This window comes from Pseudomonas sp. AC242 (assembly GCF_979258655.1).
Genome location: NZ_OZ409873.1, coordinates 3,015,633 through 3,042,116, shown reverse-complemented (window position 1 = coordinate 3,042,116; position 26,484 = coordinate 3,015,633). Strand labels below are relative to the sequence as shown.

24 protein-coding genes are annotated in these 26,484 nt (G+C 59.8%); 11 read left to right on the top strand and 13 right to left on the bottom strand.

What is annotated here, in order from left to right:
* Positions 1-24: 24 nt before the first annotated feature.
* Positions 25-390 (bottom strand): DUF6124 family protein, encoded by a 366-nt coding sequence (locus tag ACZZ0A_RS13520; RefSeq protein WP_095113557.1) that lies wholly within the window; start codon positions 388-390, stop codon positions 25-27.
* 628 nt (positions 391-1,018) lie between these two features.
* Between ACZZ0A_RS13520 and ACZZ0A_RS13515 the strand changes: the two genes are divergently transcribed.
* Complete coding sequence (locus ACZZ0A_RS13515; RefSeq protein ID WP_463543291.1) at positions 1,019-1,411, top strand: GFA family protein; 393 nt, start codon at positions 1,019-1,021, stop codon at positions 1,409-1,411.
* Between the two features lie 350 nt (positions 1,412-1,761).
* Here the strand turns inward: ACZZ0A_RS13515 and ACZZ0A_RS13510 are convergent, their stop codons facing one another.
* Positions 1,762-2,592: an alpha/beta fold hydrolase gene (locus ACZZ0A_RS13510; RefSeq protein WP_150707278.1), complete on the bottom strand. Its 831-nt coding sequence runs from the start codon at positions 2,590-2,592 to the stop codon at positions 1,762-1,764.
* A gap of 266 nt (positions 2,593-2,858) precedes the next feature.
* On the opposite strand from ACZZ0A_RS13510, the gene ACZZ0A_RS13505 reads away from it, so the two are divergent.
* The 4 genes from ACZZ0A_RS13505 to ACZZ0A_RS13490 are packed head-to-tail and all read left to right on the top strand — an operon-like array spanning position 2,859 to position 7,100.
* Positions 2,859-3,314 (top strand): (2Fe-2S)-binding protein, encoded by a 456-nt coding sequence (locus ACZZ0A_RS13505; protein ID WP_003224136.1) that lies wholly within the window; start codon positions 2,859-2,861, stop codon positions 3,312-3,314.
* Between the two features lie 22 nt (positions 3,315-3,336).
* A complete protein-coding gene (locus ACZZ0A_RS13500) occupies positions 3,337-5,499 on the top strand; it encodes a xanthine dehydrogenase family protein molybdopterin-binding subunit (RefSeq protein WP_463543290.1) in 2,163 nt (720 codons plus the stop codon).
* A gap of 1 nt (position 5,500) precedes the next feature.
* A complete protein-coding gene (locus ACZZ0A_RS13495) occupies positions 5,501-6,079 on the top strand; it encodes a hypothetical protein (RefSeq protein ID WP_463543289.1) in 579 nt (192 codons plus the stop codon).
* A gap of 55 nt (positions 6,080-6,134) precedes the next feature.
* A complete protein-coding gene (locus ACZZ0A_RS13490; RefSeq protein ID WP_095111842.1) occupies positions 6,135-7,100 on the top strand; it encodes a GGDEF domain-containing protein in 966 nt (321 codons plus the stop codon).
* Positions 7,101-7,373: 273 nt separating this feature from the next.
* Here ACZZ0A_RS13490 and ACZZ0A_RS13485 read toward each other — a convergent pair whose 3' ends face one another.
* Positions 7,374-7,799 (bottom strand): VOC family protein, encoded by a 426-nt coding sequence (locus ACZZ0A_RS13485; RefSeq protein WP_463543288.1) that lies wholly within the window; start codon positions 7,797-7,799, stop codon positions 7,374-7,376.
* A gap of 109 nt (positions 7,800-7,908) precedes the next feature.
* On the opposite strand from ACZZ0A_RS13485, the gene ACZZ0A_RS13480 reads away from it, so the two are divergent.
* Entirely contained in the window at positions 7,909-8,763 is an 855-nt protein-coding gene (locus ACZZ0A_RS13480; protein ID WP_463543287.1) for a LysR family transcriptional regulator, read from the top strand.
* A gap of 179 nt (positions 8,764-8,942) precedes the next feature.
* On the opposite strand, the gene fabI is transcribed toward ACZZ0A_RS13480, so the two are convergent.
* The 8 genes from fabI to gloB all read right to left on the bottom strand — a co-directional run bounded on the left by fabI (position 8,943) and on the right by gloB (position 19,907).
* Positions 8,943-9,737 (bottom strand): enoyl-ACP reductase FabI, encoded by a 795-nt coding sequence (gene fabI, locus ACZZ0A_RS13475; RefSeq protein WP_007910591.1) that lies wholly within the window; start codon positions 9,735-9,737, stop codon positions 8,943-8,945.
* 19 nt (positions 9,738-9,756) lie between these two features.
* A complete protein-coding gene (locus ACZZ0A_RS13470) occupies positions 9,757-11,367 on the bottom strand; it encodes an ABC transporter ATP-binding protein (RefSeq protein WP_463543286.1) in 1,611 nt (536 codons plus the stop codon).
* Between the two features lies 1 nt (position 11,368).
* Positions 11,369-12,388 carry an ABC transporter permease gene (locus ACZZ0A_RS13465; RefSeq protein WP_095047909.1) on the bottom strand — a complete coding sequence of 340 codons (1,020 nt, stop codon included), beginning with the start codon at positions 12,386-12,388 and terminating at the stop codon, positions 11,369-11,371.
* 1 nt (position 12,389) lies between these two features.
* Positions 12,390-13,463, bottom strand: coding sequence for a microcin C ABC transporter permease YejB (locus ACZZ0A_RS13460; protein ID WP_007910584.1), 1,074 nt, complete (start codon positions 13,461-13,463; stop codon positions 12,390-12,392).
* Between the two features lie 4 nt (positions 13,464-13,467).
* A complete protein-coding gene (locus tag ACZZ0A_RS13455; protein ID WP_463543285.1) occupies positions 13,468-15,309 on the bottom strand; it encodes an extracellular solute-binding protein in 1,842 nt (613 codons plus the stop codon).
* Positions 15,306-17,138, bottom strand: coding sequence for an extracellular solute-binding protein (locus tag ACZZ0A_RS13450; protein ID WP_463543284.1), 1,833 nt, complete (start codon positions 17,136-17,138; stop codon positions 15,306-15,308). Before ACZZ0A_RS13450 ends, ACZZ0A_RS13455 begins: the two co-directional genes overlap by 4 nt.
* Before the next feature lie 438 nt (positions 17,139-17,576).
* Entirely contained in the window at positions 17,577-19,040 is a 1,464-nt protein-coding gene (locus ACZZ0A_RS13445) for a transglycosylase SLT domain-containing protein (protein ID WP_007910577.1), read from the bottom strand.
* Positions 19,041-19,139: 99 nt separating this feature from the next.
* The gene (gloB, locus tag ACZZ0A_RS13440) at positions 19,140-19,907 is read right to left on the bottom strand and encodes a hydroxyacylglutathione hydrolase (protein WP_463543283.1); all 768 of its coding nucleotides are present in this window, start codon (positions 19,905-19,907) and stop codon (positions 19,140-19,142) included.
* 66 nt (positions 19,908-19,973) lie between these two features.
* Between gloB and ACZZ0A_RS13435 the strand changes: the two genes are divergently transcribed.
* The 5 genes from ACZZ0A_RS13435 to ACZZ0A_RS13415 all read left to right on the top strand — a co-directional run bounded on the left by ACZZ0A_RS13435 (position 19,974) and on the right by ACZZ0A_RS13415 (position 25,261).
* Positions 19,974-20,732 carry a class I SAM-dependent methyltransferase gene (locus ACZZ0A_RS13435; protein ID WP_007910573.1) on the top strand — a complete coding sequence of 253 codons (759 nt, stop codon included), beginning with the start codon at positions 19,974-19,976 and terminating at the stop codon, positions 20,730-20,732.
* Between the two features lie 90 nt (positions 20,733-20,822).
* Positions 20,823-21,293, top strand: a complete 471-nt coding sequence (gene rnhA / locus ACZZ0A_RS13430) for a ribonuclease HI (RefSeq protein WP_007910572.1) — start codon at positions 20,823-20,825, stop codon at positions 21,291-21,293.
* Between the two features lie 135 nt (positions 21,294-21,428).
* Complete coding sequence (dnaQ, locus tag ACZZ0A_RS13425) at positions 21,429-22,187, top strand: DNA polymerase III subunit epsilon (protein ID WP_305442941.1); 759 nt, start codon at positions 21,429-21,431, stop codon at positions 22,185-22,187.
* A 189-nt stretch (positions 22,188-22,376) separates the two neighbouring features.
* Positions 22,377-24,632, top strand: a complete 2,256-nt coding sequence (locus ACZZ0A_RS13420; RefSeq protein ID WP_095111848.1) for an Orn/Lys/Arg family decarboxylase — start codon at positions 22,377-22,379, stop codon at positions 24,630-24,632.
* Between the two features lie 14 nt (positions 24,633-24,646).
* Positions 24,647-25,261, top strand: coding sequence for a GNAT family N-acetyltransferase (locus ACZZ0A_RS13415; protein ID WP_007910569.1), 615 nt, complete (start codon positions 24,647-24,649; stop codon positions 25,259-25,261).
* Here the strand turns inward: ACZZ0A_RS13415 and ACZZ0A_RS13410 are convergent.
* Positions 25,227-26,120 (bottom strand): LysR family transcriptional regulator, encoded by an 894-nt coding sequence (locus tag ACZZ0A_RS13410; protein ID WP_095111850.1) that lies wholly within the window; start codon positions 26,118-26,120, stop codon positions 25,227-25,229. The genes ACZZ0A_RS13415 and ACZZ0A_RS13410 overlap by 35 nt on opposite strands.
* A gap of 85 nt (positions 26,121-26,205) precedes the next feature.
* Complete coding sequence (locus ACZZ0A_RS13405; protein WP_007910567.1) at positions 26,206-26,436, bottom strand: hypothetical protein; 231 nt, start codon at positions 26,434-26,436, stop codon at positions 26,206-26,208.
* Positions 26,437-26,484: the final 48 nt, after the last annotated feature.

The following is a 26,484-nucleotide window of genomic DNA, read 5'->3' as shown; positions in this document are numbered from 1 at the left end:
CCCCTCACTCAGTCCGTCTGTTGACTACTGCGGGATGCGCAGCTTGTCCAGCAGTCGGTTGACCAACAGCTCGTTCAGCATGATCACCTGTTGCAGCGCCAGCAGCGGTTTGCGCTCCGGGCCGCCTATCGAGTTGGCGATGTTACCGGCCATGGAGTGGGCGTAGGAAAGCGACTCACAGGCTTCGACCAACAGGGTTTCTTCATCCAGCGTGGGGTCGACCAAATAGACCGGGCGAAACTTGGGTGAGCTTGGCGGAGCCCCTAGTGCTTCGGGCCGGAGGTAGTAGTCGAGGGCGCGGTCGGTTGCCTCTTTGACCTTTTGCGGGTCAAGCGCGGGGTCGTGAGGGATTGGATCTGTGGGCGGTGGATTTGGCGTGATCTTGAACATAGATAAAGCTCCAATTTGAAAAAATGGGAGCCATCACCCTCGCTACCAAACGGCGGGTGGCGGCCATGCGCGGGTTGGTAGACCGGTCAAATTGGGTAACCCGGCGCTCACGGATGAGCCCCACGCATGCCCACCATTCAAAGCCATACCTCAAAAAAAGGAGACAGCATCGACGGTGTCGCAACAACGACAATTTAAAGCGGGCTACCAAACCCGATCACTGTTTTGCAGTGACAGGCCAACGATATAGCCCGGCCCATAGCCGTGTAAGCCGGCGGATTCTGGCGTACGCGTAGGTAACGACGCAAGGTGTTGTAGGGGGGATGGCGTAACGGTTTGTGTGTTTTAAACGCGATCACGGCTTAGTGTTTATTGATGAAAATACTGGATGGCGGGGGCTTTGTGTTTTGCGGTGTGTCAGTGCGATTCCCCCCTCACCCCAGCCCTCTCCCCCAAAGGGGGCGAGGGGGAAAGGGAGCAGATCTCCAGGCCTTTCAAAACCTGAGTTCGACTCGGTATCTCAAGTCGGTGCAACTTGCACATTCAGCGCGGTCAGTTCCCTCTACCTCTGGGAGAGGGTTAGGGTGAGGGCTGTCGGTAATATAAAAATCTGAAGAGGAGGTATGACATGAATCGATTGACTGGCGGCTGCCTATGCGGCGATGTCCGTTTTGAAGTGGCAGGTCAGCCTTATCGCGTCGGTATCTGCCACTGCCTCGACTGCCGCAAACGCCACGGCGCGCTGTTCGGCACCTCGGCCATATTTCCCGAGGATGCGCTGAAGGTCACTGGCGAAACCCGCGACTACAACGGGCGCTTTTTCTGCCCGCGCTGCGGCTCACCGGTGTTCACGCGTTCGGCAGATGAAGTAGAGGTCAACGTCGGATCGCTCGATGAGCCTAATCAGTTCAAACCCACCTACGAACTCTGGACGATTCGCCGCGACGCGTGGCTGCCGGCGCTTCCACTGGCTCACCACTACGAACGTGATCGCGAAAGCACGGGGCGTACCGAAGAATAGTTGCAACCCTCAGCCGACCTTTGTGGGATCACAGCTAGCCTGCTAGCGAATGCGCTAGTTCAGCCAACACCTTCTTTGGCAGACCCGTCGCCATCGCCAGCAGGCTGGCTTCTACAAGGGATTGGTGTGGATCACAGAATTGCGGGTTGGCACAAAACACTGTGGGAGCTGGCTTGCCAGCGATAGCGGTAGGTCAGGCAACAACGATGTTGAAGGTGCCGCCGCCTTCGCTGGCAAGCCAGCTCCCACAGGAATTGAGGTGGGTTGAGGATTTTTGGTGTGACAAATAGCTAATAGGGGAGCCAGCAGGCTGGCTGCCACAGAGATAAGTGTCAGGCACCGGTCCATTTTCAGCCGCGAATAAAGGCTAAAAGATCCGCGTTAATCGTTTCGGCCTCCGTCGTCGGCATCCCGTGCGGGAACCCCGGATATGACTTCAGCGTGCCATTGGGCAGCAACTTCGCCGACAGCGGCCCCGAGTTCGCATACGGCACAATCTGGTCATCCTCGCCATGCATCACCAGCACCGGCACGGTGACTTTCTTCAAGTCCTCGGTGAAGTCCGTCTGCGAAAACGCCACGATCCCGTCGTAATGCGCCTTCGCCCCGCCAATCATCCCTTGGCGCCACCAATTGGCAATAATCCCTTCCGAAGGCGTGGCCCCCGGCCGGTTGTAGCCGTAGAAAGGCCCGGTCGGAATATCCCGATAGAACTGCGCCCGGTTCGCCGCGAGTTGCGCCTGAAAATCATCGAACACCGACTTCGGCAGCCCGCCCGGATTGCTCTCGGTCTGCACCATCAACGGTGGCACCGCACTGATCAGCACGCCTTTGGCCACATTGTCCTGGCCATGCCGGGCGATGTAATGAATCACCTCACCGCCACCGGTCGAGTGACCGACATGCACCACGTTCTTCAGGCCCAGATGATTAACCACGGCCAGCGTATCGTCGGCGTAATGATCCATATCGTGCCCGTCCCAGACCTGGCTCGAACGCCCATGCCCACGGCGATCATGGGCAACCACCCGAAAGCCCTTGCCGAGGAAAAACAGCATCTGCGCATCCCAATCGTCGGAACTGAGCGGCCAGCCGTGGTGAAAGTGGATCACTGGCGCGTCTTTCGGGCCCCAGTCCTTGTAGAAAATCTCGACGCCGTCTTTGCTGGTGACAAATCCCATGTTCGCAACTCCAGACCAATCTGATGGATAACCCGCGCGTTAATCGCGGACCGGTTTCGCTCATGACGAGTTTTCTACTGTGCAGGCTCGGTGAGAGCCGTTATCAACTGTAGGATTAAAGTCGACATCTGCATGACCGGTGGTCGCAACGTCTGGCTTCGTACGCAAATTAGGCTTTGCTGAAAGGGATAAGCCGAGGCGCGCGTAGGCATCGATGGCCACAGCGGCGCCCCTTCAGAACACCGTGAGTCTGAGGAATTTCCCCGATGCTGACCTTGAATATCAATGGCAAGGATCAGGAGCTCGATGTCCCCGCGGACATGCCGTTGCTCTGGGTCCTGCGCGATGTCGCGCACCTGACCGGCACCAAATTCGGCTGCGGCATGGCCCAGTGCGGGGCCTGCACCGTGCACGTTGACGGCGCGCCGTTGCGCGCCTGCATAACCCCCGCGACCGCCGTGGCCCATGGACAAAAAATTCTTACCATCGAAGGCCTGTCCACCGACGGATCGCACCCGGTGCAACAAGCCTGGGCCGAACTCGACGTGGTGCAGTGCGGTTACTGCCAGTCGGGGCAGATCATGTCTGCCGCAGCCTTATTGGCAAAAATCCCCAAACCCACCGACAGCGATATCGATCAGGCGCTCTCCGGCAATATCTGCCGTTGCGGCACCTATCCCCGCATTCGCGCAGCGGTTAAGCGTGCGTCGGAAATCGGCTGATTCAATCTGTGGGAGATAGACGATGAACAGTCCTGTATCGCGTCGGGGTTTTCTCAAGGGCAGTGCCGTGTTGGGCGGCGGGTTGGTAGTGGCGTTTGTCGTCCCCGGCGGCCACAAATTTGCCTATGCGGCGGAGAATGAAGGCAAGGTTTTCGCGCCGAATGCGTTCCTGCGCATTGCCGCAGACAACAGCGTCACCGTTTTACTGGGCCATTCGGAGATGGGCCAGGGCATCTGGACCGGCCTGACCATGTTGATTGCCGAAGAACTGGACGCGGACTGGTCGAAGATCCGCGTTGAACACTCGGCGGCGTCAGCGGCGGATTACGGCATGCCGGGGTTTGGCGGCATGCAGATCACCGGCGGCTCGACGTCGACGTGGATGGAGTTCGACCGTTATCGACTGGCAGGCGCGACGGCGCGGCAAATGCTGGTAGAGGCAGCGGCGAAGCGCTTTGACGTGGCACCGTCGGCGATTCGTACCGAATCGGGCGTGGTCATCGCTGGTGACAAGCGCGCGACTTACGGCGAGCTGGCAGATGCCGCCGGACAACTGCCGGTGCCGGATCCGAAGTCGATCACTTTCAAGGAAGCCAAGGACTGGAAAATTATCGGCAAACCGACCAAACGCCTCGACACGCCGGAGAAGATCACCGGCCGCGCCAAGTTCGGCATGGATGTGCAGTTTGAAGGCCTGATGACGGCGATGGTTGCGCGCCCACCGGTATTTGGTGCCAGCGTTAAATCCTTCGAAGGTGCTGAGGCGCTGGCGGTGCCGGGCGTGCACAAAGTGGTGCAGGTGCCGAGCGGGGTCGCGGTGATTGCTGATCATTACTGGGCGGCGAAACTGGGCCGTGATGCGCTGAAAGTCGATTGGGATTTGGGGCCGAATGCGGACCTGAGCAGCGAGAAACTGCTGGCGAGCTTCCGTAAATTGGCCACGACACAAGGCACGTCGGCCAGTCAGGCCGGTGATGCCAAGGGCAGTTTTGGTAAAGCGGCGAAGAAAATCGACGTCGAATACAGCGTGCCCTATCTGGCTCATGCGCCGATGGAGCCGCTCAATTGCACGGTGAAGATCAGCGCCGAGAAATGCGAAATCTGGACCGGCACGCAGTTTCAGACGCTCGATCAAATGGTCGCCGGCAAGATCACCGGGCTGAAACCGGAGCAGGTCGAGATTCACACCGAATTCCTGGGCGGCGGTTTCGGGCGCCGGGCCAACCCGACTTCAGACTTTGTCGCCGAAGCCGTGCAAGTGGCGAAAGCCGCGGCCATGCCGGTGAAAACCGTGTGGTCGCGGGAAGACGATATTCGTGGCGGTTACTACCGTTCGATGTTCCTGCATCAGGCGCGGATCGGGCTCGGTGCCGATGGCCTGCCGTCGAGCTGGCAGCATGTATTGGTCGGGCAGTCGATCATGGCCGGCACGATGCTGGAAAAAACCATGGTCAAGAACGGCATTGATGCAACGTCGGTCGAAGGCGTTTCCGACAGCCCTTATGTCAAAGGCCTGGCCAACCACCAGGTCGATCTGCATTCACCGCAAACCGGGATCAATGTGCTGTGGCTGCGCTCGGTAGGTCACAGCCACACGGCGTTTGTCATGGAATCGCTGATCGATGAGATGGCCACGGCGGCAGGCAAAGATCCGGTGGAGTACCGACGAACCTTGCTCAAGGAGCATCCTCGGCATTTGGGCGTGCTCAATCTGGCGGTGGAGAAAGCCAACTGGAAAGCACCGTTGCCCGACGGCCATGCGCTGGGCGTGGCGGTGCACGAGTCGTTCGGCAGTTACGTGGCGCAAGTCGCCGAGGTGTCGCAGGACAATCTGGCGATTCGCGTGCATCGCGTGGTCTGCGCGGTGGACTGCGGGATCGCGGTGAACCCGCAGAGCATCGCGGCGCAGATGGAGTCGTGCATCACTTTCGGTCTGGGCATGGCGCTGCACAGCAAGCTGACGCTCAAGGACGGCGCGGTCGTGCAGTCCAACTATCACGATTATCAGGTGCTGCGGCTCAACGAGATGCCGGTGGTGGAAGTGCACATCGTGCCCAGCAGCGACAAACCCGGCGGCATCGGCGAGGCCGGTGTGCCGCCAACCGCGCCAGCCGTGGCCAACGCGGTGTTCGCCCTGACCGGGCAGCGCCTGCGCGAGTTGCCGCTGCAACTGTCGGGGGTGTGAGATGAAACGACATCTAGTGTTGGGCACGGTGGTTTTACTGGGGCTGGGCGGTTATGCCTCGGACCTGTTCGCCGATGATCAGGAAGCGCTGAAAGCGTTCGGCACGGTGCAGAAAGTTTTCCAGAGCCCGCGTTGCCAGAACTGCCACATTCCCGGGGATTCGCCGCTGCAGTTCGACGCCGGCATCCCCCACGCGATGAACGTGGTACGCGGCATGGACGGCAAGGGCGCCGCCGGTCTGCCGTGCGCAACCTGTCACGCAGAAAACAATCCGCCGGCCAGTTACGGCCCGCATGCACCGCCGGGTGCGCCGCACTGGAGCCTGCCGCCGGCGGCGCACAAAATGGCCTGGATCGGCCTGCCGCCGGACAAGCTCTGCGCGATGATCAAAGATCGCTCGAGCAATGGTGATCGCGACTTTGCCGCGCTGATCAAACACGTCAGCGAAGACAAACTGGTGCTGTGGGGCTGGAACCCCGGGGCCGGGCGCGCGCCGGTGCCAGTGCCGCACGATATTTTTGTCGAGCAATTCAAGCTGTGGGCCGAGGCGGGCGGGCCATGCCCGGTGGCGCAAATGTGAGCCATTGCCAAATTAGCGCTACGCTTGAAAGCATTGTTGCCAATGGAGTGTGCTGATGCTGGTTCCAGGAAAACCTGCGAATGAAACGGCGCGCGTTCAAGCGTTGCACGGTCTTGAACTGCTCGATTCCGCCCCTGAAGAGCGTTTCGACCGACTGACACGGTTGGCGAAACGCCTGTTCAATGTGCCGATTGCACTGGTGACGCTGGTCGACACCAACCGGCAGTGGTTCAAATCGTGTGTGGGGCTTGATGTCAGCGAAACGCCGAGGGATGTTTCATTCTGCGGCCATGCAATTCTTAACGACGGCCTGCTGTTGGTGCCGGACGCCCGCGAGGATGTGCGCTTCCATGACAACCCGCTGGTCACCGGCGCGCCGAACATTCGCTTCTACGCCGGTTACCCGCTGACTGTGCCCAATGGCAATAAAATGGGCACGCTGTGCCTGATCGACACCAAGCCCCGCGACCTCGACCAGGAAGAGCGTGCGCTGTTGCGTGATCTGGCGGAAATGGCCGAGCAAGAGTTGGCTGCTGTGCAGATCGCGAGCATGGATGAATTGACCTTGCTGTCCAATCGCCGTGGTTTCAAGCAACTGGCGCAGCATGCGCTGGACGCCTGCGCGCGGCTGGAACGGCCGGCAACCTTGCTGTTTTTCGACCTCAATGACTTCAAACAGATCAACGATCTGTATGGGCATGCCGAAGGTGACAGTGCGCTGAAGACCTTCGCCGATGTGCTGCGTATTGCCTTTCGCGAAAGTGACGTGGTCGGGCGGCTCGGTGGCGATGAGTTCGTTGCGCTGCTGACCGGCTCCAGCCATGTCGAAACCACAGCGATCATGGCGCGGCTCAAGGATATTCTCGAAGAGCGCAATGCCACGTTGCATCGCGGGTATGCGATTCGCTTCAGCGTCGGGCAGATCGAGTACGACGCCAAGCGCCATGAGACCGTGGATCGGCTGCTGGCGGATGCCGATAGTGCGATGTACGTGCACAAGCAGGCCTTGAAGCGTTGTTGATTCGGGCCTCATCGCTGGCAAGTCGAATCGTCGCACCGCAGCTCCCACAGGGATCTGCAGTGAACCGGGATTTTGTGAACACCCGAGAAACCTGTGGGAGCTGGCTTGCCAGCGATGGCGTCCGCACATCCAACATCGTCATCGGCTGACCCACCGCCATCGCGAGCAGGCTCACTCCTACAATGGTGTCGGGTGTTCTCAAAATCCCGGTTCACCACAAATCCATGTGGGAACTAGCCTGCTAGCGAATGCGTCAGCCCGAACCCTACATATCTATTTGGCAAACAACTGCCCAATGTCTTTAAACGCCTTGAACTCCAGCGCATTGCCGCACGGGTCAAACAGAAACATCGTCGCCTGTTCCCCGACCAAACCCTGAAAGCGAATTCCCGGCTCAATCACAAACTTGGTCTCGAGCGACTGCAAACGCTCGGCCAGCGCCTCCCATTCCTGCATCCCCAACACCACGCCAAAATGCGGCACTGGTACGTCATGCCCATCGACGGCGTTGGTGTGCGCGGCTTCCTGCGAGGTGTTTTTCGGTGCCAGGTGAATCACCAGTTGATGACCAAAGAAATTGAAATCGACCCAGTGCTCACTGGAGCGACCTTCCTCCAGACCAAACACCTCGCGATAAAAGTGCCGTGCGGCTGCGAGGTCATACACCGGAATGGCCAGATGAAAAGGGCTGAGCTGCATAGTGAATTCTCGATCAGGTTCGGTTGACTGAGTTTAGTGCTGTGAAATGTGATTGAAAGACGATAGTTTTTGCGTCGAGCTCAAATTATTTCGATCAGTCGAGGTGCACATGCTGCGTGAATTGAAGACCTTTCTCGCCGTGGCGCGGCATGGCACTTTTGCTGCGGCGGGGCTGCACATTGGCCTGACGCAATCGGCGGTCAGCGCGCAGATCCGCAATCTTGAACAGGCGTTGGGGATTCGCCTGTTCGACCGCACTGGCCGCCAGGCAATGCTCAATCCGGCGGGGCAGCGGGCGGTGCCGATGGCGCAGGAGATGCTGGCGATCTTCAGCCGGATGGCGATCAGCGAGGACGTCAGTGAGTTTCGCGGCGAGCTGAAAATCGGTGCCGTGGCCACTGCGCAAACCGGGTTGTTGCCTCAGGCGTTATTGCGCTTGCGTCAACAGGCACCGGGGCTTGAGCCAAAACTGATGCCGGGCGTGTCGTTGAACCTGCTCAGTCAAGTGGATGCCGGCGAAGTTGATCTGGCAATCATGATCAAGCCGCCGTTCGAACTGCCCAAGGAGTTGTCGGCGCAGGTGATTCGGCGTGAGCCGTTTGTGTTGATCGTGCCGCCGCAGGTCGATGGCAACGATCCGCTGCGGTTACTCGCCGAACGGCCGCATGTGCGCTACGACCGCAATTCTTTCGGTGGGCGATTGGTGACGCGGTTTCTGCACGAGCAGCGCATAGAGGTCAACGTAGCGCTGGAGCTGGATGAACTGGAAGCGATCGTGAAAATGGTCGAGTCGGGATTGGGGGTTTCACTGCTGCCCAAAGCAGGGCTGTGGCTGGACCATCCGCTCAAGGTCAGGATCATCGAGCTGGGCGAACTGACGTTCTATCGCGAGATGGTTTTGCTGCAGCGTTACAGTCAGCGCAATCAGCCGATTCAAAAGCTGTTCGCGCAGTGTCTGGAATAACCCCAATCCCCTTGTAGGAGTGAGCCTGCTCGCGATCGCAGTGGTCCAGAGACATGAATGTTGCTGACCCGACGCCATCGCGAGCAGGCTCACTCCTACAAGGGATTTGGGTTGTTCAAGAAATAGCAGGCATAAAAAAACCCGCCAGATTGGCGGGTTTTTTATTGGCTAAGCGAAGATCACTCTTCGATGTTGCCCATGGCGGTGGTGTTGAAGCCGCCGTCTACGTACATGATTTCGCCGCTGATGCCCGACGCCAGGTCGGAGCACAGGAAGGCGCCGGCGTTGCCGACTTCGTCGATGGTGACGTTGCGACGCAGCGGGGTTTGCGCTTCGTTGGCGGCCAGCATCTTGCGGAAGTTCTTGATGCCCGAGGCTGCCAGAGTACGGATCGGGCCAGCCGATACGCAGTTGACGCGGGTGCCGTCCGGGCCCAGGGAGCCGGCCAGGTAACGTACGCCAGCTTCCAGCGAAGCCTTGGCCATGCCCATCACGTTGTAGTTCGGCATGGTGCGCTCGGCGCCCAGGTACGACAGGGTCAGCAGGCTGCCGTTGCGGCCTTTCATCATTTCGCGGCCGGCCTTGGCCAGGGCCACGAAGCTGTAGGCGCTGATGTCGTGAGCGATGCGGAAACCGTCACGGGTGGTGGCTTCGGTGAAGTCGCCGTCCAGTTGGTCGCCCGGGGCGAAACCAACGGAGTGGACGATGCAATCCAGGCCGTCCCACTTCTTGCTCAGTGCTTCGAAGACCTTGGCGATTTCTTCATCGCTGGCCACGTCGCACGGGAAGCACAGCTCAGGGCTCGAACCCCAGCCTTGGGCGAATTCTTCAACACGACCTTTCAGTTTGTCGTTCTGATAAGTGAAGGCAAGCTCAGCGCCCTCGCGATGCATGGCGGCAGCGATGCCGGATGCGATGGACAGCTTGCTGGCGACACCGACGATCAGTACGCGCTTACCGGCGAGAAAACCCATGTGTTGCTCCTCTTTCAGGTTATTGCGCAGTGGCTGGTGCCAAAAAAGCGGCTTCCAGCAACTGCTGTGTATACGGATGTTGGGGGGCGGCAAAAATACTTTGCGCGTCTCCCTGTTCGACCACTTGGCCATGCTTGACCACCATCAGCTGGTGGCTCAGCGCTTTCACCACAGCCAGGTCATGGCTGATAAACAAATACGTCAGGTTGTACTTGGCTTGCAGTGAACGCAACAGCTCCACCACTTGCCGCTGCACCGTCCGGTCGAGCGCCGAAGTCGGCTCGTCCAGCAGGATCAGCGCCGGTTTCAGCACCAAAGCCCGGGCAATGGCGATTCGTTGCCGTTGCCCACCGGAAAATTCGTGGGGGTAGCGGTGCCGGGTTTCCGGATCCAGACCTACCTCCTTCAATGCCGCAATAATCGCCGCCTGTTGTTCCTCGGCGGTGCCCATCTTGTGAATCCGCAGGCCTTCGCCAACGATGTCACTGACACACATGCGTGGGCTCAGGCTGCCAAACGGGTCCTGAAACACCACCTGCATCTCCCGACGCAACGGGCGAACCTCGTTCTGCGTCAGGCAGTCTAGCTGCTTGCCTTCAAAGCGGATCGCGCCTTTGCTGCCGATCAACCGCAAAATCGCCAGGCCCAGCGTGGATTTGCCGGAACCGCTTTCCCCGACAATCCCCAGGGTCTGACCCTGAGGCAGGCTGAAATTGATGCCGTCCACTGCCTTGACGTGATCCACCGTGCGCTTGAGCAGGCCTTTCTTGATCGGGAACCAGACTTTCAGGTCCTCGACTTCAAGCAGCGGCGCGCCGATTTTATTGCTCGCCGGGCCGCCGCTGGGCTCCGCGCCGAGCAATTCCCGAGTGTACGGATGCTGCGGCGAACGGAACAGCTCTGCGCACGATGCCTGTTCGACGATGCAACCGCGCTGCATGACACATACGCGATGCGCAATTCTTCGCACCAGGTTCAAATCGTGACTGATCAGTAACAGCGACATGCCCAATCTGGCCTGCAATTCCTTGAGCAAATCGAGGATTTTCAGCTGAACGGTCACGTCCAGCGCCGTAGTCGGCTCGTCGGCAATCAGCAATTCCGGCTCGTTGGCCAGGGCCATGGCGATCATCACCCGCTGACGCTGGCCACCGGAGAGTTCGTGGGGCAGGGCCTTGAGACGCTTGTGCGGCTCGGGGATGCCGACCATCTCCAGCAGCTCCAGCGTGCGTTTGGTCGCCACTTTGCCTGTCAGGCCCTTGTGGATGCCGAGCACTTCGTTGATCTGCTTCTCGATCGAGTGCAGCGGATTCAGCGAGGTCATCGGCTCCTGAAAGATCATCGCGATACGATTACCGCGAATGTGCCGGATGGTTTTTTCACTGAGGCCCAGCAGGTTTTGCCCGGCGTAGTTGATGCTGCCGGCCGGATGGCGGGCCATCGGGTAGGGCAGCAGGCGCAGGATTGAGTGCGCGGTCACCGATTTGCCCGAGCCGGATTCGCCGACCAGCGCGAGGGTTTCGCCGCGCTTGATGTCGAAACTCACGCCTTCGACGACCCGGTGCACGCGCTCGCCGATACCGAACTCGACGGCGAGGTCACGCACTTCAATCAGATTGTCCTGATTCATTTCACTTCCTCGGGTCGAAGGCATCGCGAGCGGACTCGCCGATAAACACCAGCAAACTCAACATCAATGCGAGTACGGCGAAGGCACTCATGCCCAGCCACGGCGCTTGCAGGTTGGATTTGCCCTGGGCGACCAGTTCACCCAGCGACGGACTGCCGGCCGGCAAGCCGAAACCGAGGAAGTCCAAAGCGGTGAGGGTGCCGATGGCGCCGGTGAGGATGAACGGCATAAACGTCATGGTCGAGACCATTGCATTTGGCAGGATGTGGCGGAACATGATCGCGCCGTTCTGCATGCCCAGCGCCCGCGCCGCACGCACGTATTCGAGGTTGCGACCACGGAGGAACTCGGCGCGCACCACGTCGACCAGGCTCATCCACGAGAACAGCAGCATGATCCCCAGCAGCCACCAGAAATTCGGCTGGACGAAACTGGCGAGGATGATCAGCAGATACAGCACCGGCAAACCCGACCAGATTTCCAGAAAACGTTGGCCGGCCAGATCGACCCAGCCGCCATAGAAACCCTGCAAGGCCCCGGCAATCACGCCGATGATCGAACTCAACACGGTCAACGTCAGCGCAAAAAGCACCGAAATGCGGAAGCCATAAATCACCCGCGCCAACACATCGCGACCCTGATCGTCAGTACCCAGCAGATTGTCCGCCGACGGTGGCGCGGGCGCCGGGACTTTCAAGTCGTAGTTGATGCTCTGATAGCTGTAGGGAATCGGCGCCCACAACACCCACGCATCCTTGGCCTTGAGCAGTTCGCGGATGTACGGGCTCTTATAGTTGGCTTCCAGCGGGAATTCGCCGCCGAAGGCGGTTTCCGGGTAGCGCTTGATCGCCGGGAAGTACCAGTTGTTGTCGTAATGCACCACCAGCGGCTTGTCGTTGGCGATCAGCTCGGCACCGAGGCTCAGGCCGAACAGCACCAGAAACAGCCACAGCGACCACCAGCCGCGCTTGTTGGCTTTGAACAGTTCGAAGCGGCGGCGGTTGAGAGGGGACAGGTTCATCTCAATGCTCCCGGCTTTCGAAGTCGATGCGCGGATCGACCAAGGTGTAGGTGAGGTCGCCGATCAGTTTCACCACCAGCCCCAGCAGGGTGAAGATGAACAGGGTGCCGAATACCACCGGGTAATCGCGGTTGATCGCCGCTTCGAAACTCATCAGACCCAAACCGTCGAGGGAAAAGATCACTTCGACCAGCAAGGAGCCTGTGAAGAAGATGCCGATGAACGCCGACGGGAACCCGGCGATCACCAACAGCATGGCGTTGCGGAACACGTGGCCGTAGAGCACACGGTGGCGGGTCAGGCCTTTGGCCTTGGCGGTGACCACGTATTGCTTGTTGATTTCGTCGAGGAAGCTGTTTTTGGTCAGCAGGGTCATGGTCGCGAAGTTGCCGATCACCAGCGCAGTCACCGGCAACGCCAAGTGCCAGAAGTAATCGAGGATCTTGCCGCCGAAACTCAACTCATCGAAGTTGTTCGAGGTCAGGCCCCTTAGCGGGAACCAGTCGAGATAACTGCCGCCGGCAAACACCACGATCAGCAGGATCGCAAAGAGGAACGCCGGGATCGCGTAACCGACGATGATCGCCGAACTGGTCCACACATCGAAGTGGCTGCCGTGCCGCGTGGCCTTGGCGATCCCCAGCGGGATCGACACCAGGTACATGATCAGCGTGCTCCACAGCCCCAGCGAGATCGACACCGGCATCTTTTCCTTGATCAGGTCGATGACCTTGGCGTCGCGGAAAAAACTGTCGCCGAAATCCAGCTGCGCGTAGTTCTTGACCATGATCCACAGGCGTTCCGGGGCCGATTTGTCGAACCCGTACATGTGCTCGATTTCCTTGATCAGCGCCGGGTCCAGGCCCTGCGCGCCGCGATAGGACGAACCAGCCACGGACACCTCGGCACCGCCGCCGGCAATGCGGCTGGTGGCGCCTTCGAAGCCTTCGAGCTTGGCGATCATCTGTTCCACCGGGCCGCCGGGCGCGGCCTGGATGATCACGAAGTTGATCAGCAGGATGCCGAACAAGGTCGGGATGATCAGCAGCAGTCGCCGAAAAATATACGCCAGCATCTGATTACTCCGTGCCCGCAGGGTCGGCTTGCAGTTTGGTTTCGACTTCTATCGCCGGTTTCGCGTCAGGCTTGACCCACCAGGTGTTAATCCCGATGTCGTACTTGGGCGAGACTTTCGGGTGACCGATGTGATTCCAGTAAGCCACGCGCCAGGTCTTGATGTGCCAGTTGGGGATCACGTAATAACCCCATTGCAGCACACGATCCAGCGCACGGGCATGGGCCACCAGGCTTTTGCGCGAGTCGGCGTTGATCAGGTTCTCGACCAGTTGATCGACGATCGGGTCTTTCAAACCCAAGGAATTGCGGCTGCTCGGTTTGTCGGCGGCGGCGCTCATCCAGTATTCGCGCTGCTCGTTACCCGGTGAGTTGGACTGCGGGAAGCTGCCGACCATCATGTCGAAATCCCGCGAACGCACGCGGTTGATGTACTGCGAAACGTCGACGCGGCGGATCACCAGATCGATGCCGAGGTCGCTGAGGTTGCGCTTGAATGGCAGCAATACGCGCTCGAATTCGGTCTGCGCAAGGAGGAATTCGATGACCACCGGTTTGCCGGTGGCGTCGACCATTTTGTCGTCAACGATCTTCCAGCCAGCCTCTTGCAGCAGTTGATAGGCCTCGCGCTGTTGGGTGCGGATCATGCCGCTGGCGTCGGTCTTCGGGTTTTCGAACGCCTCACTGAACACCTGTGCCGGCAGCTTGTTGCGGAACGGCTCGAGGATTGCCCGCTGATCGGCGTCGGGCAGGCCGGTGGCGGCCATTTCCGAGTTCTCGAAATAGCTGCGGGTGCGGAAGTAGGCGCCGTTGAACAGTTGCTTGTTGGTCCATTCGAAGTCGAACAACAGGCCGAGCGCCTGGCGCACGCGCACGTCCTGAAACACTGGACGGCGCAAGTTGTAAACGAAGCCCTGCATGCCGGTCGGGTTGCTGTTGGCGATCTGTTCCTTGATCAAGCGGCCCTCGGTGACCGCCGGAATGTTGTAAGCGTTGGCCCAGTTTTTCGCGGTCATTTCCAGCCAGTAATCGAACTGCCCGGCCTTCAACGCTTCGAGGGCGACGGTGTTGTCGCGGTAGTAATCGGTGGTCATCGTGTCGAAGTTATAGAAACCACGATTGACCGGCAGGTCCTTGCCCCAGTAATCCTTGACCCGCTCGTAACGCACCGAACGGCCGGCCTTCACTTCAGCAACCTTGTACGGGCCGCTGCCCAGCGGGATTTCCAGGTTGCCCTTGTTGAAGTCGCGATCGGCCCACCAGTGTTTTGGCAGCACCGGCAACTGGCCGAGGATCAGCGGCAACTCGCGGTTGTTGCTGTGTTTGAACTTGAACAGCACTTTCAGCGGGTCTTCAGCGATGACTTCGGAGACGTCGCTGTAGTAGCCGCGAAACATCGGCGAGCCTTCCTTGGTTAGCGTGTTGAAGCTGAACACTACGTCATCGGCGCGCACCGGGTGGCCGTCATGAAAACGGGCTTCGGGGCGCAGGTAGAAACGTACCCAGCTGTTGTCCGGGGCCTTTTCGATTTTGCCGGCGATCAGACCGTATTCGGTGAACGGTTCGTCGAGGCTGTGCTTGGTCAGGGTGTCGTAGATCTGCCCGATATCATCGGCGGGCACGCCTTTGCTGATAAACGGGTTGAGGCTGTCGAAGCCACCAAAACCGGCCTGACGAAAGATGCCGCCCTTCGGCGCGTCCGGGTTTACGTAATCAAACTGTTTGAAATCGGCCGGGTATTTCGGCGGCTCGTTGTACAGGGTCACGGCGTGTTGCGGGGCGGCCAAGGCCAGCCCGGCGAACAGCAGGCCGCTGGCCTGGACGAGCAGGGCGCGGATCGGTTTCATTGATCTTTCTCCGAAGACTTCAGCCACCACGCGCTCAGGCCTAGTGTGTAGGGCGGCGTGGTGACGAAGGCCAACCGGTTGCGGTAGGCCAGGCGGTGATAATTCAGATACCAGTTGGGAATGCTGTAGTGCTGCCAGAGCAGCACGCGGTCGAGCGCCTTGCCGGCGGCGACTTGTTCGTCGCGGGTGCGCGCGGCGAGCAGTTGTTCGAGCAGGTGATCGACCACCGGGTTGGCGATGCCTGCGTAATTCTTGCTGCCCTTGACGTTCACCTGGCTGGAGTGGAAGTACTGCCACTGCTCAAGGCCCGGGCTTAGGGTCTGGTTGAGCGTCATCGAGATCATGTCGAAATCAAATTGATCGAGGCGCTGCTTGTACTGCGCCCGATCCACGGTGCGCAGGCGCGCGTCGATGCCGATGCTGTTGAGATTCTCGATGTAGGGCTGGTACAGGCGCTCGAGGTTCGGATTGACCAGCAGCAGTTCGAACCGCAGCGGTTGGCCGCTAGCGTTTTGCAGACGCTGACCGTTGAGCTTCCAGCCGGCTTCAGCGAGCAATGCCAAGGCTTTGCGCATGGTTTCCCGGGGGATGCCGCGACCGTCGGTTTTTGGCAAGGTAAACGGCTCGGTGAATAGCTTGGCCGGCAGTTGTTCCTTGTACGGTTTGAGCATCAGCCATTCATGCCCGACCGGCAGGCCGGAGGTTGTGAATTCACTGTTGGGGTAGTAGCTGGTGGTGCGTTTGTAGGCATCGCTGAACAGCGCGCGATTGGTCCACTCGAAGTCGAACATCAGGCCCAGCGCTTCGCGGGTTTTCACGTCCGAGAACGTCGCGCGGCGTGTGTTCATGAACAGGCCCTGACTCTGGGTCGGGATCTGATGCGGGATCTGCGCCTTGATCACATCGCCACGGCGCACGGCAGGGAAGTTGTAGCCGTTGGCCCAATTCTTCGCCTGATGCTCGATGTAGATGTCGAACTCGCCAGCCTTGAACGCTTCGAAGGCCACGTCGCTGTCGCGGTAAAACTCGACTTCCATGCGATCGAAGTTGTACTTACCGCGATTGACCGCCAGGTCCTTGCCCCAGTAATCCTTGACCCGCTCGAAGATCAACTGCCGGCCCGGCGTCACCGAAGTGATGCGATAGGGGCCGCTGCCCAGTGGCGGTTCGAAGGTGGTGGCCTTGAAGTCGCGGTCTTTCCAGTAATGCTGCGGCAGCACCGGCAATTCGCCGAGGCGCAGAATCAACAGCGGATTGCCGGAGCGCTTGAGCACGAAGCGAATGCGCTGTTTGTTGAGAATGTCGACCCGCAGCACTTCCTGCAACGCGGTGCGGTACAGCGGATGGCCGTCCTTGAGCAGCGTTCGATAGGAGAACGCTACGTCGTAGGCGGTGATCGGCGTGCCATCGTGAAAACGCGCCTCGGGACGCAGATTGAAGACGACCCAGCTGCGATCTTCGCTGTACTCCACCGATTGCGCGATCAAGCCGTAACTCGATGCGGGTTCGTCGCCGGACGGCGAATACTGGCCGGTGCCGACCATCAACGGCTCGTTCAGCTCATTGATGCCGTACTGGAGGAAATTCGCTGTGGTGACCGGGCTGGTGCCCTTGAAGGTGTACGGATTGACCGTATCGAAGGTGCCGAACGCCATCACCCGCAACGTACCGCCCTTGGGCGCTTGCGGGTTGACCCAGTCGAAGTGGGTAAATCTGGCCGGGTACTTGAGCGTGCCGAACTGCGCATAACCGTGACTTTCGGTAATCGTCGCGCTTGCGGTTGAGCTCAAGGCCAGGCTGATCAGGAGCAGGAGGAGGGCACGCTTCAAGTCAGATCCGATCCAGGCGGCTTGGGCTTAGTGGGCCGTACAGTAACAGCTTGTCTGGACAGGAAAAAGATGCGGGTTAATGCGGAGTTAATCGTTTGCGCGAAGAGCCCCTCACCCTAACCCTCTCCCAGAGGGAGAGGGGACTGACCGAGTTGTTTCTTCGAGCTACGCCGACCTGAACCGTCGAGTCGAACTCACGTTTTGAAAAGCCCCCTCACCCTAACCCTCTCCCGGAGGGAAAGGGGACTGACTGTGGTGTCTAGGCGAATTGCACCGACGTGCGATATCGAGCTGAACTCAGATTTTGAAAAGCCCCCGATCGGCTCCCTTTCCCCCTCTACCCCTTGGGGGAGAGGGCTGGGGTGAGGGGGATCGATCTAAAGCACGCCACAAAATCCGAACCAAAAAAAAGCCCCTGAAAATTCAGGGGCTCGTCTGTCAGTGCGGCTGATAAACCGTGAGCATCTGCCCCGGCTTCAACGCCTTGCCCGCACCCGGATTCCAGCGCTTGAGATGCTGCATCTCAACGTTGAAGCGCTTGGCTACCACGTACAGCGTATCGCCGCGTTTGACCTTGTACTGAGTCTGCTGCGCGCTGTCGTCCTTGCCTTTGCTCTTGCTGTTGGCCGCAATCACCGTGTTCACACGGCCGGACTTGCGAGCCGGAGCACGCTTGGTGGTGTCCTGCATGACCAGAGTCTGGCCAACTTTGAGGTTCTTGCCGGTCAGCTTGTTCCAGCGTTGCAGATCCTTGACTTCGACCTTGTTGGCCTTGGCAATGGAACCGAGGTTGTCACCACGCTTCACGCGATAAGCCCGCTTGAGCTTGGCCACTTCCGATGGGTCAGCACCCTCGAACACCGGCTTCAGCGAACGCGGGCTGATCAGTTCGTCAGGCCGCATGGTCTGCAAACTGGCGGTCAGCAATTGCGCCTTCGACGTTGGCACCAGCAAATGCTGAGGGCCATCGATGGTGGTGCGTTGCTTGAAAGCCGGGTTGAGCTGGAACAGTTCGTCTTCGTCGATGTTGGCAACCGCGGCGACTTTGGACAAATCCATGCGCTGGTTGATTTCGACGACCTGGAAGTACGGTTCGTTGGCAATCGGGTTGAGGTTCACGCCGTAAGCTTCCGGCGCCAGCACCACTTGCGACAGTGCCAGCAACTTCGGCACGTACGCCTGGGTTTCCGCCGGCAGCGGCAGGTTCCAGTAATCGGTGGGCAGGCCAAGCTTTTCGTTGCGTTCGATCGCGCGGCTGACCGTGCCTTCGCCGGCGTTATATGCCGCCAGGGCCAGCAACCAGTCACCGTTGAACATGTCGTGCAGACGGGTCAGGTAATCCATCGCTGCCGTGGTCGAAGCGGTGATATCGCGACGGCCATCATAGAAGCGGGTCTGACGCAGGTTGAAGTAACGCCCGGTGGACGGAATGAATTGCCACAGACCCACCGCATCGGCCCGCGAATAGGCCATCGGGTTATAGGCGCTTTCAATCACTGGCAGCAGGGCCAGTTCCAGCGGCATGTTGCGTTCTTCGAGGCGTTCGACGATGTAGTGAATATAGAGACTGCCGCGTTCGCCGGCGTTCTCGAGGAAAGAGGGATTGCTGGCGAACCACAGGCGCTGTTGCTCGATGCGCGGGTTGACGCCGAGGCCTTCCTGCAGCTGAAAGCCCTGGCGCATGCGTTCCCAGATGTCTTGGGGAACCTGTGGGCTGGGCTTTTCGGTCAGCCAGATCGGCTTCTGCTTGGCTCGCGCAGCAATGTTCGGCGTATGGGTCGCTTCAGTCTGCGGAGCATGGCTGGAACAGCCCGCCAGCGTGGCGGACACAGCCACCGCGATAGCTTGCGCCAGGCGGGTCAATGCGTCTGAATTGACGGACTTACGTATGGATGACGACATTGGCTGGAAGTAAGTTCCGGGCAAAAATGTCGGGGGATTCTAGAAAGCGCACCCCCCTAGGTCAACCATTCAGAATTTTTGTACCAAGCGGCGGGGTACTTAGAACTTATCTTTCCAGGCCCGCAGAGCCGCAAATACCTCACTCGGCGCCCGGTTTTGAGCGCCTGCCCGTTCGTCCACTTTTTGTGTAACTAATGTTTCAGTGGTGCGCAAAAACGGGTTTGTGAGCTTTTCCAGGGCGAGCGTCGAGGGCAGGGTCATCACACCGTTTTGCCGCTGCTGGGTGACTTTTTCCAGACGGGCGGTAATGTCCGGGTTCGTCGGTTCGACGGCGGCGGCAAACTTGAGATTGCTCAGAGTGTATTCATGCGTGCAGTAGACCAGCGTATCTTCCGGTAACGCTGCAAGGCGGCTGAGAGAATGGTGCATTTGCTCCGGCGTGCCCTCGAACAGGCGACCGCAACCGGCGGCGAACAGGGTGTCGCCGCAGAACAGCAAACCGTGGTGGTAATAGGCCATGTGTCCCAGGGTGTGACCGGGCACCGCATAGACGTCGAAGTCCCAGCCGAGCACGCTGACCGTGTCGTTGTCCTTGAGCGCCACATCGCGCCCCGGAATGTTTTCGCTGGCCGGGCCGTAGACCTTGGCGCCGGTCGCCGCTTTCAGGCGTTCGACGCCGCCGACGTGATCATGATGGTGGTGGGTGATCAGAATGTCGCTCAACACCCAGCCCGGGTGCGCTGCAAGCCATGCCTGTACCGGCGCGGCATCGCCCGGATCGACCACCGCGCAGCGCTGGGTGCGGTGATCCTGTAACAACCAGATGTAGTTGTCGGTGAACGCGGGCAGGGCACTGATCTGTATCATCGTCGGAATTCGCCAAGCGGAAAACATTGGCGCATCTTAGTAGTTCCTGGCGCTTTGGAGAATGCGATGAGTGATAAAGCGTTCGCACAGGCTGATCCTGACTGGCTGGCCCTGATCGGTGCAGCCCGTGAATGGCTGTCCGGCCCGCTCGGGCAATTTCTGCTCGATGAAGAGCGGCGCATGCTCGAAGACGAGTTGGGCCGGTTCTTTGGCGGTTATCTGGTGCATTACGGCCCCTCGGCCGAAACCCCGCCGGCGGCGCCGCAAGTGCAGCGCAATGTGCGCCTCGGTGCGCCGTTGCCGGGGGTCGAGATTGTCTGCGAAGAGCAAGCCTGGCCGCTGAGCGAGCATGCTGCCGATGTGGTGGTGATGCAGCACGGCCTGGATTTCTGCCTGTCGCCTCATGGTTTGCTGCGTGAAGCAGCGAGCAGCGTGCGCCCCGGCGGGCATTTGCTGATCATCGGCATCAACCCGTGGAGCACCTGGGGTCTGCGCCATGTTTTCGCCCACGACGCCTTGCGTCAGGCGCGCTGCATCTCGCCGTCGCGGGTGGCCGACTGGCTCAATCTGCTGGGCTTTGCGCTGGAGAAACGCCGCTTCGGGTGCTATCGTCCGCCGCTCGCGTCACCCAAGTGGCAGGCCCGTCTGGCCGGCTGGGAACGCAAGGCCGGTGACTGGCAGCTGTCGGGCGGTGGCTTCTATTTATTGGTCGCGCGCAAGATCGTCGTGGGGCTCAGGCCGTTGCGGCAGGAACGTCGCGAGCCGATGGGCAAGCTGATTCCGCTGCCGATGGCCAAGGTCAACCGCCGCCGCATCGAACCGTAAACCTTCTTTTATTTGTGGCCGGGCTTGTCCCGGCCTCGGTCATTGTCGATCCGTGATCGGCAAGACAGGCATTTTTCTGGATAGAGTGGCATGAGCGAAAGCGTTGAAAGCGTCGACACCGTAGAACTGTTCACTGACGGCGCCTGCAAAGGCAACCCCGGCCCGGGCGGCTGGGGCGCCTTGCTGGTGTGCAAGGGCGTCGAAAAGGAGCTGTGGGGCGGCGAAGCCAACACCACCAACAACCGCATGGAACTGCTCGGCGCGATCCGTGGCCTCGAAGCCTTGAAGCGTCCGTGCGAAGTGCTGCTGGTGACTGACTCGCAGTATGTGATGAAGGGCATCAACGAGTGGATGGCCAACTGGAAAAAACGTGGCTGGAAAACCGCCGCGAAAGAGCCGGTGAAGAACGCTGATCTGTGGAAAGAGCTGGACGAGCAGGTCAACCGCCACAAAGTCACCTGGAAATGGGTGCGTGGGCACATTGGTCATCACGGTAACGAGCGGGCGGACCAGTTGGCTAACCGTGGTGTCGACGAAGTGCGCGGTTACAAGCAGAGCTGATTTTGCCGTTACACCGTGGCGCGGCCTTCGCGAGCAGGCTCGCGAATGGGACGCCACGGTCTGACTGAAACACCCCACCGAGCGTGTTAACATCCGCGTTTTTTGCAAGATCGACCCGTTGAGAGCTGAACACTGATGGCCACCAGATCCGTTGTACTCGATACCGAAACCACCGGCATGCCGGTGACCGATGGTCACCGGATCATTGAAATCGGCTGTGTCGAACTGATCGGCCGACGCCTGACGGGCCGGCATTTTCACGTTTATCTGCAGCCGGATCGCGAGAGTGATGAAGGCGCCATCGGCGTTCACGGCATCACCAACGAGTTCCTGGTCGGCAAGCCACGCTTTGCCGAAGTCGCCGATGAGTTTTTCGAGTTCATCAAAGGCGCGCAGCTGATCATCCACAACGCGGCGTTCGACGTTGGCTTCATCAACAACGAATTCGCCTTGATGGGCCAGCAGGATCGCGCTGACATCACCCAGCACTGCTCGATCCTCGACACCCTGATGATGGCCCGGGAACGTCACCCGGGGCAGCGCAACAGCCTCGATGCGTTGTGCAAACGTTATGGCGTCGACAACTCCGGCCGTGAATTGCACGGCGCTTTGCTCGACTCGGAGATTCTCGCCGACGTCTACCTGACCATGACCGGTGGCCAGACCAGTCTGTCGCTGGCGGGTAATGCGTCTGACGGCAATGGCACTGGCGATGGTGCGGACAACTCGGCGACCGAGATTCGTCGTTTGCCGGCGGATCGCCAGCCAGCGCGAATCATTCGTGCGACTGAAGATGAGTTGGCGGCGCATCTGGTGCGGCTGGAAATTATTGCCAAGTCTGCCGGTGGCCCGGCGTTATGGACGCAGATCGCCGAAGCCGACGCCCAAGCCTGAAGATCAAAAGATCGCAGCCTTCGGCAGCTCCTACATTGGAATGCAATCCCCTGTAGGAGCTGCCGAAGGCTGCGATCTTTTGTTTTTGGCGCCATGAAGCCAACTGGCCACCCTCGCCACTTTCGCTGCAACCCTCTACCCTGAGTGCATTGGCCGATTCAATTCTGCCGCCTCGGGACACTGAGCCTCATGTACAAAGATTTGAAGTTTCCGGTGTTGATCGTCCATCGCGACATCAAGGCCGACACGGTCGCGGGTGACCGTATCCGTGGCATCGCCCGGGAGTTGGAGCAGGAAGGTTTCAATATCGTTTCGGCCATCGACTACACCGAAGGGCGGTTGGTGGCATCGACTCACCATGGCCTCGCGTGCATGCTGATTGCCGCCGAGGACGCCAGCACTAACTCGCATCTGTTGCAGAACATGGCCGAACTGATCGGTCTGGCACGGGTGCGTGCGCCGGATCTGCCGATCTTCGCTCTCGGTGAGCAGGTCACCCTGGAAAATGCCCCGGCCGATGCCATGGCCGAGCTCAATCAATTGCGCGGCATTCTCTATCTGTTCGAGGACACCGTGCCGTTTCTGGCGCGGCAAGTGGCGCGGGCGGCGCGCAAGTATCTGGATGGCTTGCTGCCGCCGTTTTTCAAGGCGCTGGTGCAGCATACGGCGGACTCCAATTATTCCTGGCACACCCCCGGCCATGGCGGCGGCGTGGCGTATCACAAGAGTCCGGTGGGGCAGGCATTTCACCAGTTCTTCGGTGAAAACACCCTGCGTTCGGATTTGTCGGTGTCGGTGCCGGAACTCGGTTCGCTGCTCGATCACACCGGGCCGCTCGCCGAAGCGGAAGCGCGGGCGGCGCGCAATTTCGGCGCCGATCACACCTTTTTCGTGATCAATGGCACCTCGACCGCCAACAAGATTGTCTGGCACTCGATGGTCGGGCGCGATGATCTGGTGCTGGTCGATCGCAACTGCCACAAGTCGGTGTTGCACGCCATCATCATGACCGGCGCCATTCCGCTGTACCTGTGCCCGGAGCGCAATGAACTGGGGATTATCGGCCCCATTCCTCTGAGCGAATTCAGCCGCGAATCGATTCAAGCGAAGATCGATGCCAGCCCGCTGACCAAGGGCCGCACAGCGAAAGTCAAACTCGCCGTGGTCACCAACTCGACCTATGATGGCCTCTGTTACAACGCCGAGTTGATCAAGCAAAGCCTCGGCAACAGCGTCGAAGTGCTGCATTTCGATGAAGCCTGGTATGCCTACGCGGCGTTTCATGAATTCTTCACCGGGCGCTACGGCATGGCCACCTCGCGCAGCGAAGACAGCCCGCTGGTATTCACCACGCATTCCACGCACAAACTGCTGGCGGCGTTCAGTCAGGCGTCGATGATCCATGTGCAGGACGGCGGCGCGCGGCAACTCGACCGCGACCGTTTCAATGAAGCGTTCATGATGCACATTTCGACTTCGCCGCAGTACAGCATCATCGCTTCACTGGACGTGGCCTCGGCGATGATGGAAGGCCCGGCCGGGCGTTCGCTGTTGCAGGAAACCTTCGACGAAGCCCTGAGCTTTCGTCGCGCGCTGGCCAATCTGCGTCAGCACATTGCCGCCGATGACTGGTGGTTTTCGATCTGGCAGCCGCCGGGTGTCGAAGGCATTGATCGCGTGCAGACCGAGGACTGGCTGCTGCAACCGGATGCCGATTGGCATGGTTTTGGCGAAGTCAGTGACGATTACGTGTTGCTCGATCCGATCAAGGTCACCCTCGTCATGCCGGGGCTCAATGCCGGTGGCGCGCTGAGCGAGAAGGGCATACCGGCGGCGGTGGTCAGCAAGTTTCTTTGGGAGCGCGGCCTGGTGGTGGAGAAGACCGGGCTGTATTCGTTCCTGGTGCTGTTCTCGATGGGTATTACCAAAGGCAAGTGGAGCACGCTGCTCACCGAACTGCTGGAGTTCAAGCGCAGCTACGATGCGAATGTGCGCCTCGACACCTGCCTGCCGTGTGTGGCCCAGCAAGACACCGCGCGTTATCGCGGCATGGGCCTGCGCGATTTGTGCGATCAATTGCACGCCTGCTACCGCAGCAATGCCACAGCCAAACACCTCAAACGCATGTATACCGTGCTGCCGGAAATTGCCATGAAACCGGCCCACGCCTACGATCATCTGGTGCGCGGCGAAGTCGAAGCGGTGCCGATCGATGAGCTGGAAGGCAGGGTTGCGGCGGTCATGCTAGTACCGTATCCGCCGGGCATTCCGCTGATCATGCCCGGCGAACGCTTTACCGAATCGACCCGATCGATTATTGATTACCTGAAATTTGCTCGCACGTTCGATAGCAGCTTCCCCGGTTTTGTCGCGGATGTGCATGGATTGCAGCACGAAGATGAAGGCAATGGGCGGCAATACACCGTCGATTGCGTCAAGGAATGAGGACTTTTCCCAGTATGCAACCGGTCATGAATCCAAAATACCCAGGGCTGTCGGTGCGCGTCGCCGATGAAGGCTTTGCGCCGTATATCTGGGGCAGCGACTTCAGCTTCGAAGTCGCGGCCTATGGTGCCGCCGTGATCGGCCAGCCTGTCGAACAATGGCGGGTGACGCCGATCGTGCCGTACCGCAAGTGCTACGGCATCGATCCGGAGGAGTTCAGCGCTTTCCACAACGCGCCGGACAGCGCGATTTTCATGGCCTATCTCGACGATGAGCCGGTCGGCCATCTGGTGATCAGCACCAACTGGAACGGCTTCGCGCATATCGATGAACTGGCGGTGCATGCGCCGGCCCGGCGCCATGGTGTGGCAAAAGCGCTGCTCGATGTCGCGCAGTTCTGGAGTCGCAAGAAAAAGCTGCCGGGGATCATGCTGGAAACCCAGAACAACAACCTCGGCGCCTGTCGGCTGTATGAGCGTTGCGGCTATGTGATCGGTGGTATCGACCAGTTGCGCTATCGCGGCATTGATCCGAACACCGCCGAAGTGGCGCTGTTCTGGTATCGATTATTCGATAACCCGTTGGAGAACCCGATCAGCTCGCCAGCATCGCCTCGGCTTGTTCCGTGAGGATCGCCAGTAATGTCTGAATCGCTGCCGACGGCGCGACGTGCTTGAAGGTCAGCGCGTAGACGCTGATCGGTACGGCCGGCGACAGCGGGCAGACATCCAGCCCGGCCGGGCGCGCGCCCAGTGCAGTGAACGGGTCGACGATGGCCAGGCCTTCACCGGCCTCGACCATGCTGCGCATCATCTGATGGGTTTGCACCCGCGTCTGCACGCTCGGCGCCGGGCGCAGCGCCTGGAGTTTGTTTTCCAGTGCCGGGCTCAACGGGTCCTGACCTTCGAGGCCGATCATGGCCTGACCGGCCAGATCCTGCAGGGAAATGTATTTCTGTTTCGGCTGCAACCAGCCATGGGGCGCGAGCAATTGCAGCTTGCCCTGGGCCAATGGCCGGCAATCAATGTCGGGGTGTTCGGGGTCGTGCAGGCTTAAACCGAGATCGCTCTCGCGCAGCAACAGGCTGCGGACAATGTCGCGAGTCGGCGCGCTGAGCAGGCTGCACGGTGCGTCGGGCAGACGACGACGCAGGGCGGCGAGACTTTGTGGCAGTAATTGTTGCGCCAGCGGCGCAGTGCCGATGATGCGCAAAGGTGGGGCGAGGTATTGCTTGAGGCTGCTGGCCAGCCGTTGCACCGGCTCCAACGCTTCATAAACGTGGGCGATTTCGACCTGCAACGCCCGCGCTTCGGGTGTCGATTGCAGGCGTCCGCGCACGCTGGCGAACAGCATGAACCCCAACTGACTCTCGGCTTCGCGCAAACGCTCTTCGACCTCGGCCACCGGCAACTGCAACCATTCGGCGGCGGTGCCCAGGTGACCGGTCTGCAAGAGCGCCTGAATCACTTCGATATGACGTAAACGCATGCGTGAAGTCCATGTTCAGCAGGTGGGGTCAGTGGCTGAATCCTACCCCAAGTCTGCGCATATGACTTCTGCTCATAACGGCCAGTTATGAAGCGACGGTTGGCTCGGGTTCACGCGTCAGGGTGATACCTGACTGGACCAGGAGAAACTCGTTCTCGCTGACCTTGTTCACGCGATCGCCAATCGCCAGTTTGTAAATCGGCTCCGAGCCAGTGGAACCGTCTGCCGACGGATTGGATTCCTGGAACTCATGCACGGAATAAACGCGGCCTTCCGCATCTCTTGCATGGAACTGACCGACGAGTACTGCTGCCATCTGCTTAGAACCTCTGGAGATAAAACGCTTGATTTGCGGCTTGGTAGA

Bases quoted from the DNA above. Each gene is read 5' to 3' on its own strand.
- ACZZ0A_RS13520 (WP_095113557.1), bottom strand. From the start codon at position 390: ATGTTCAAGATCACGCCAAATCCACCGCCCACAGATCCAATCCCTCAC.
- ACZZ0A_RS13515 (WP_463543291.1), top strand. From the start codon at position 1,019: ATGAATCGATTGACTGGCGGCTGCCTATGCGGCGATGTCCGTTTTGAA.
- ACZZ0A_RS13510 (WP_150707278.1), bottom strand. From the start codon at position 2,592: ATGGGATTTGTCACCAGCAAAGACGGCGTCGAGATTTTCTACAAGGAC.
- ACZZ0A_RS13505 (WP_003224136.1), top strand. From the start codon at position 2,859: ATGCTGACCTTGAATATCAATGGCAAGGATCAGGAGCTCGATGTCCCC.
- ACZZ0A_RS13500 (WP_463543290.1), top strand. From the start codon at position 3,337: ATGAACAGTCCTGTATCGCGTCGGGGTTTTCTCAAGGGCAGTGCCGTG.
- ACZZ0A_RS13495 (WP_463543289.1), top strand. From the start codon at position 5,501: ATGAAACGACATCTAGTGTTGGGCACGGTGGTTTTACTGGGGCTGGGC.
- ACZZ0A_RS13490 (WP_095111842.1), top strand. From the start codon at position 6,135: ATGCTGGTTCCAGGAAAACCTGCGAATGAAACGGCGCGCGTTCAAGCG.
- ACZZ0A_RS13485 (WP_463543288.1), bottom strand. From the start codon at position 7,799: ATGCAGCTCAGCCCTTTTCATCTGGCCATTCCGGTGTATGACCTCGCA.
- ACZZ0A_RS13480 (WP_463543287.1), top strand. From the start codon at position 7,909: ATGCTGCGTGAATTGAAGACCTTTCTCGCCGTGGCGCGGCATGGCACT.
- fabI (WP_007910591.1), bottom strand. From the start codon at position 9,737: ATGGGTTTTCTCGCCGGTAAGCGCGTACTGATCGTCGGTGTCGCCAGC.
- ACZZ0A_RS13470 (WP_463543286.1), bottom strand. From the start codon at position 11,367: ATGAATCAGGACAATCTGATTGAAGTGCGTGACCTCGCCGTCGAGTTC.
- ACZZ0A_RS13465 (WP_095047909.1), bottom strand. From the start codon at position 12,388: ATGAACCTGTCCCCTCTCAACCGCCGCCGCTTCGAACTGTTCAAAGCC.
- ACZZ0A_RS13460 (WP_007910584.1), bottom strand. From the start codon at position 13,463: ATGCTGGCGTATATTTTTCGGCGACTGCTGCTGATCATCCCGACCTTG.
- ACZZ0A_RS13455 (WP_463543285.1), bottom strand. From the start codon at position 15,309: ATGAAACCGATCCGCGCCCTGCTCGTCCAGGCCAGCGGCCTGCTGTTC.
- ACZZ0A_RS13445 (WP_007910577.1), bottom strand. From the start codon at position 19,040: ATGTCGTCATCCATACGTAAGTCCGTCAATTCAGACGCATTGACCCGC.
- gloB (WP_463543283.1), bottom strand. From the start codon at position 19,907: ATGATACAGATCAGTGCCCTGCCCGCGTTCACCGACAACTACATCTGG.
- ACZZ0A_RS13435 (WP_007910573.1), top strand. From the start codon at position 19,974: ATGAGTGATAAAGCGTTCGCACAGGCTGATCCTGACTGGCTGGCCCTG.
- rnhA (WP_007910572.1), top strand. From the start codon at position 20,823: ATGAGCGAAAGCGTTGAAAGCGTCGACACCGTAGAACTGTTCACTGAC.
- dnaQ (WP_305442941.1), top strand. From the start codon at position 21,429: ATGGCCACCAGATCCGTTGTACTCGATACCGAAACCACCGGCATGCCG.
- ACZZ0A_RS13420 (WP_095111848.1), top strand. From the start codon at position 22,377: ATGTACAAAGATTTGAAGTTTCCGGTGTTGATCGTCCATCGCGACATC.
- ACZZ0A_RS13415 (WP_007910569.1), top strand. From the start codon at position 24,647: ATGCAACCGGTCATGAATCCAAAATACCCAGGGCTGTCGGTGCGCGTC.
- ACZZ0A_RS13410 (WP_095111850.1), bottom strand. From the start codon at position 26,120: ATGCGTTTACGTCATATCGAAGTGATTCAGGCGCTCTTGCAGACCGGT.
- ACZZ0A_RS13405 (WP_007910567.1), bottom strand. From the start codon at position 26,436: ATGGCAGCAGTACTCGTCGGTCAGTTCCATGCAAGAGATGCGGAAGGC.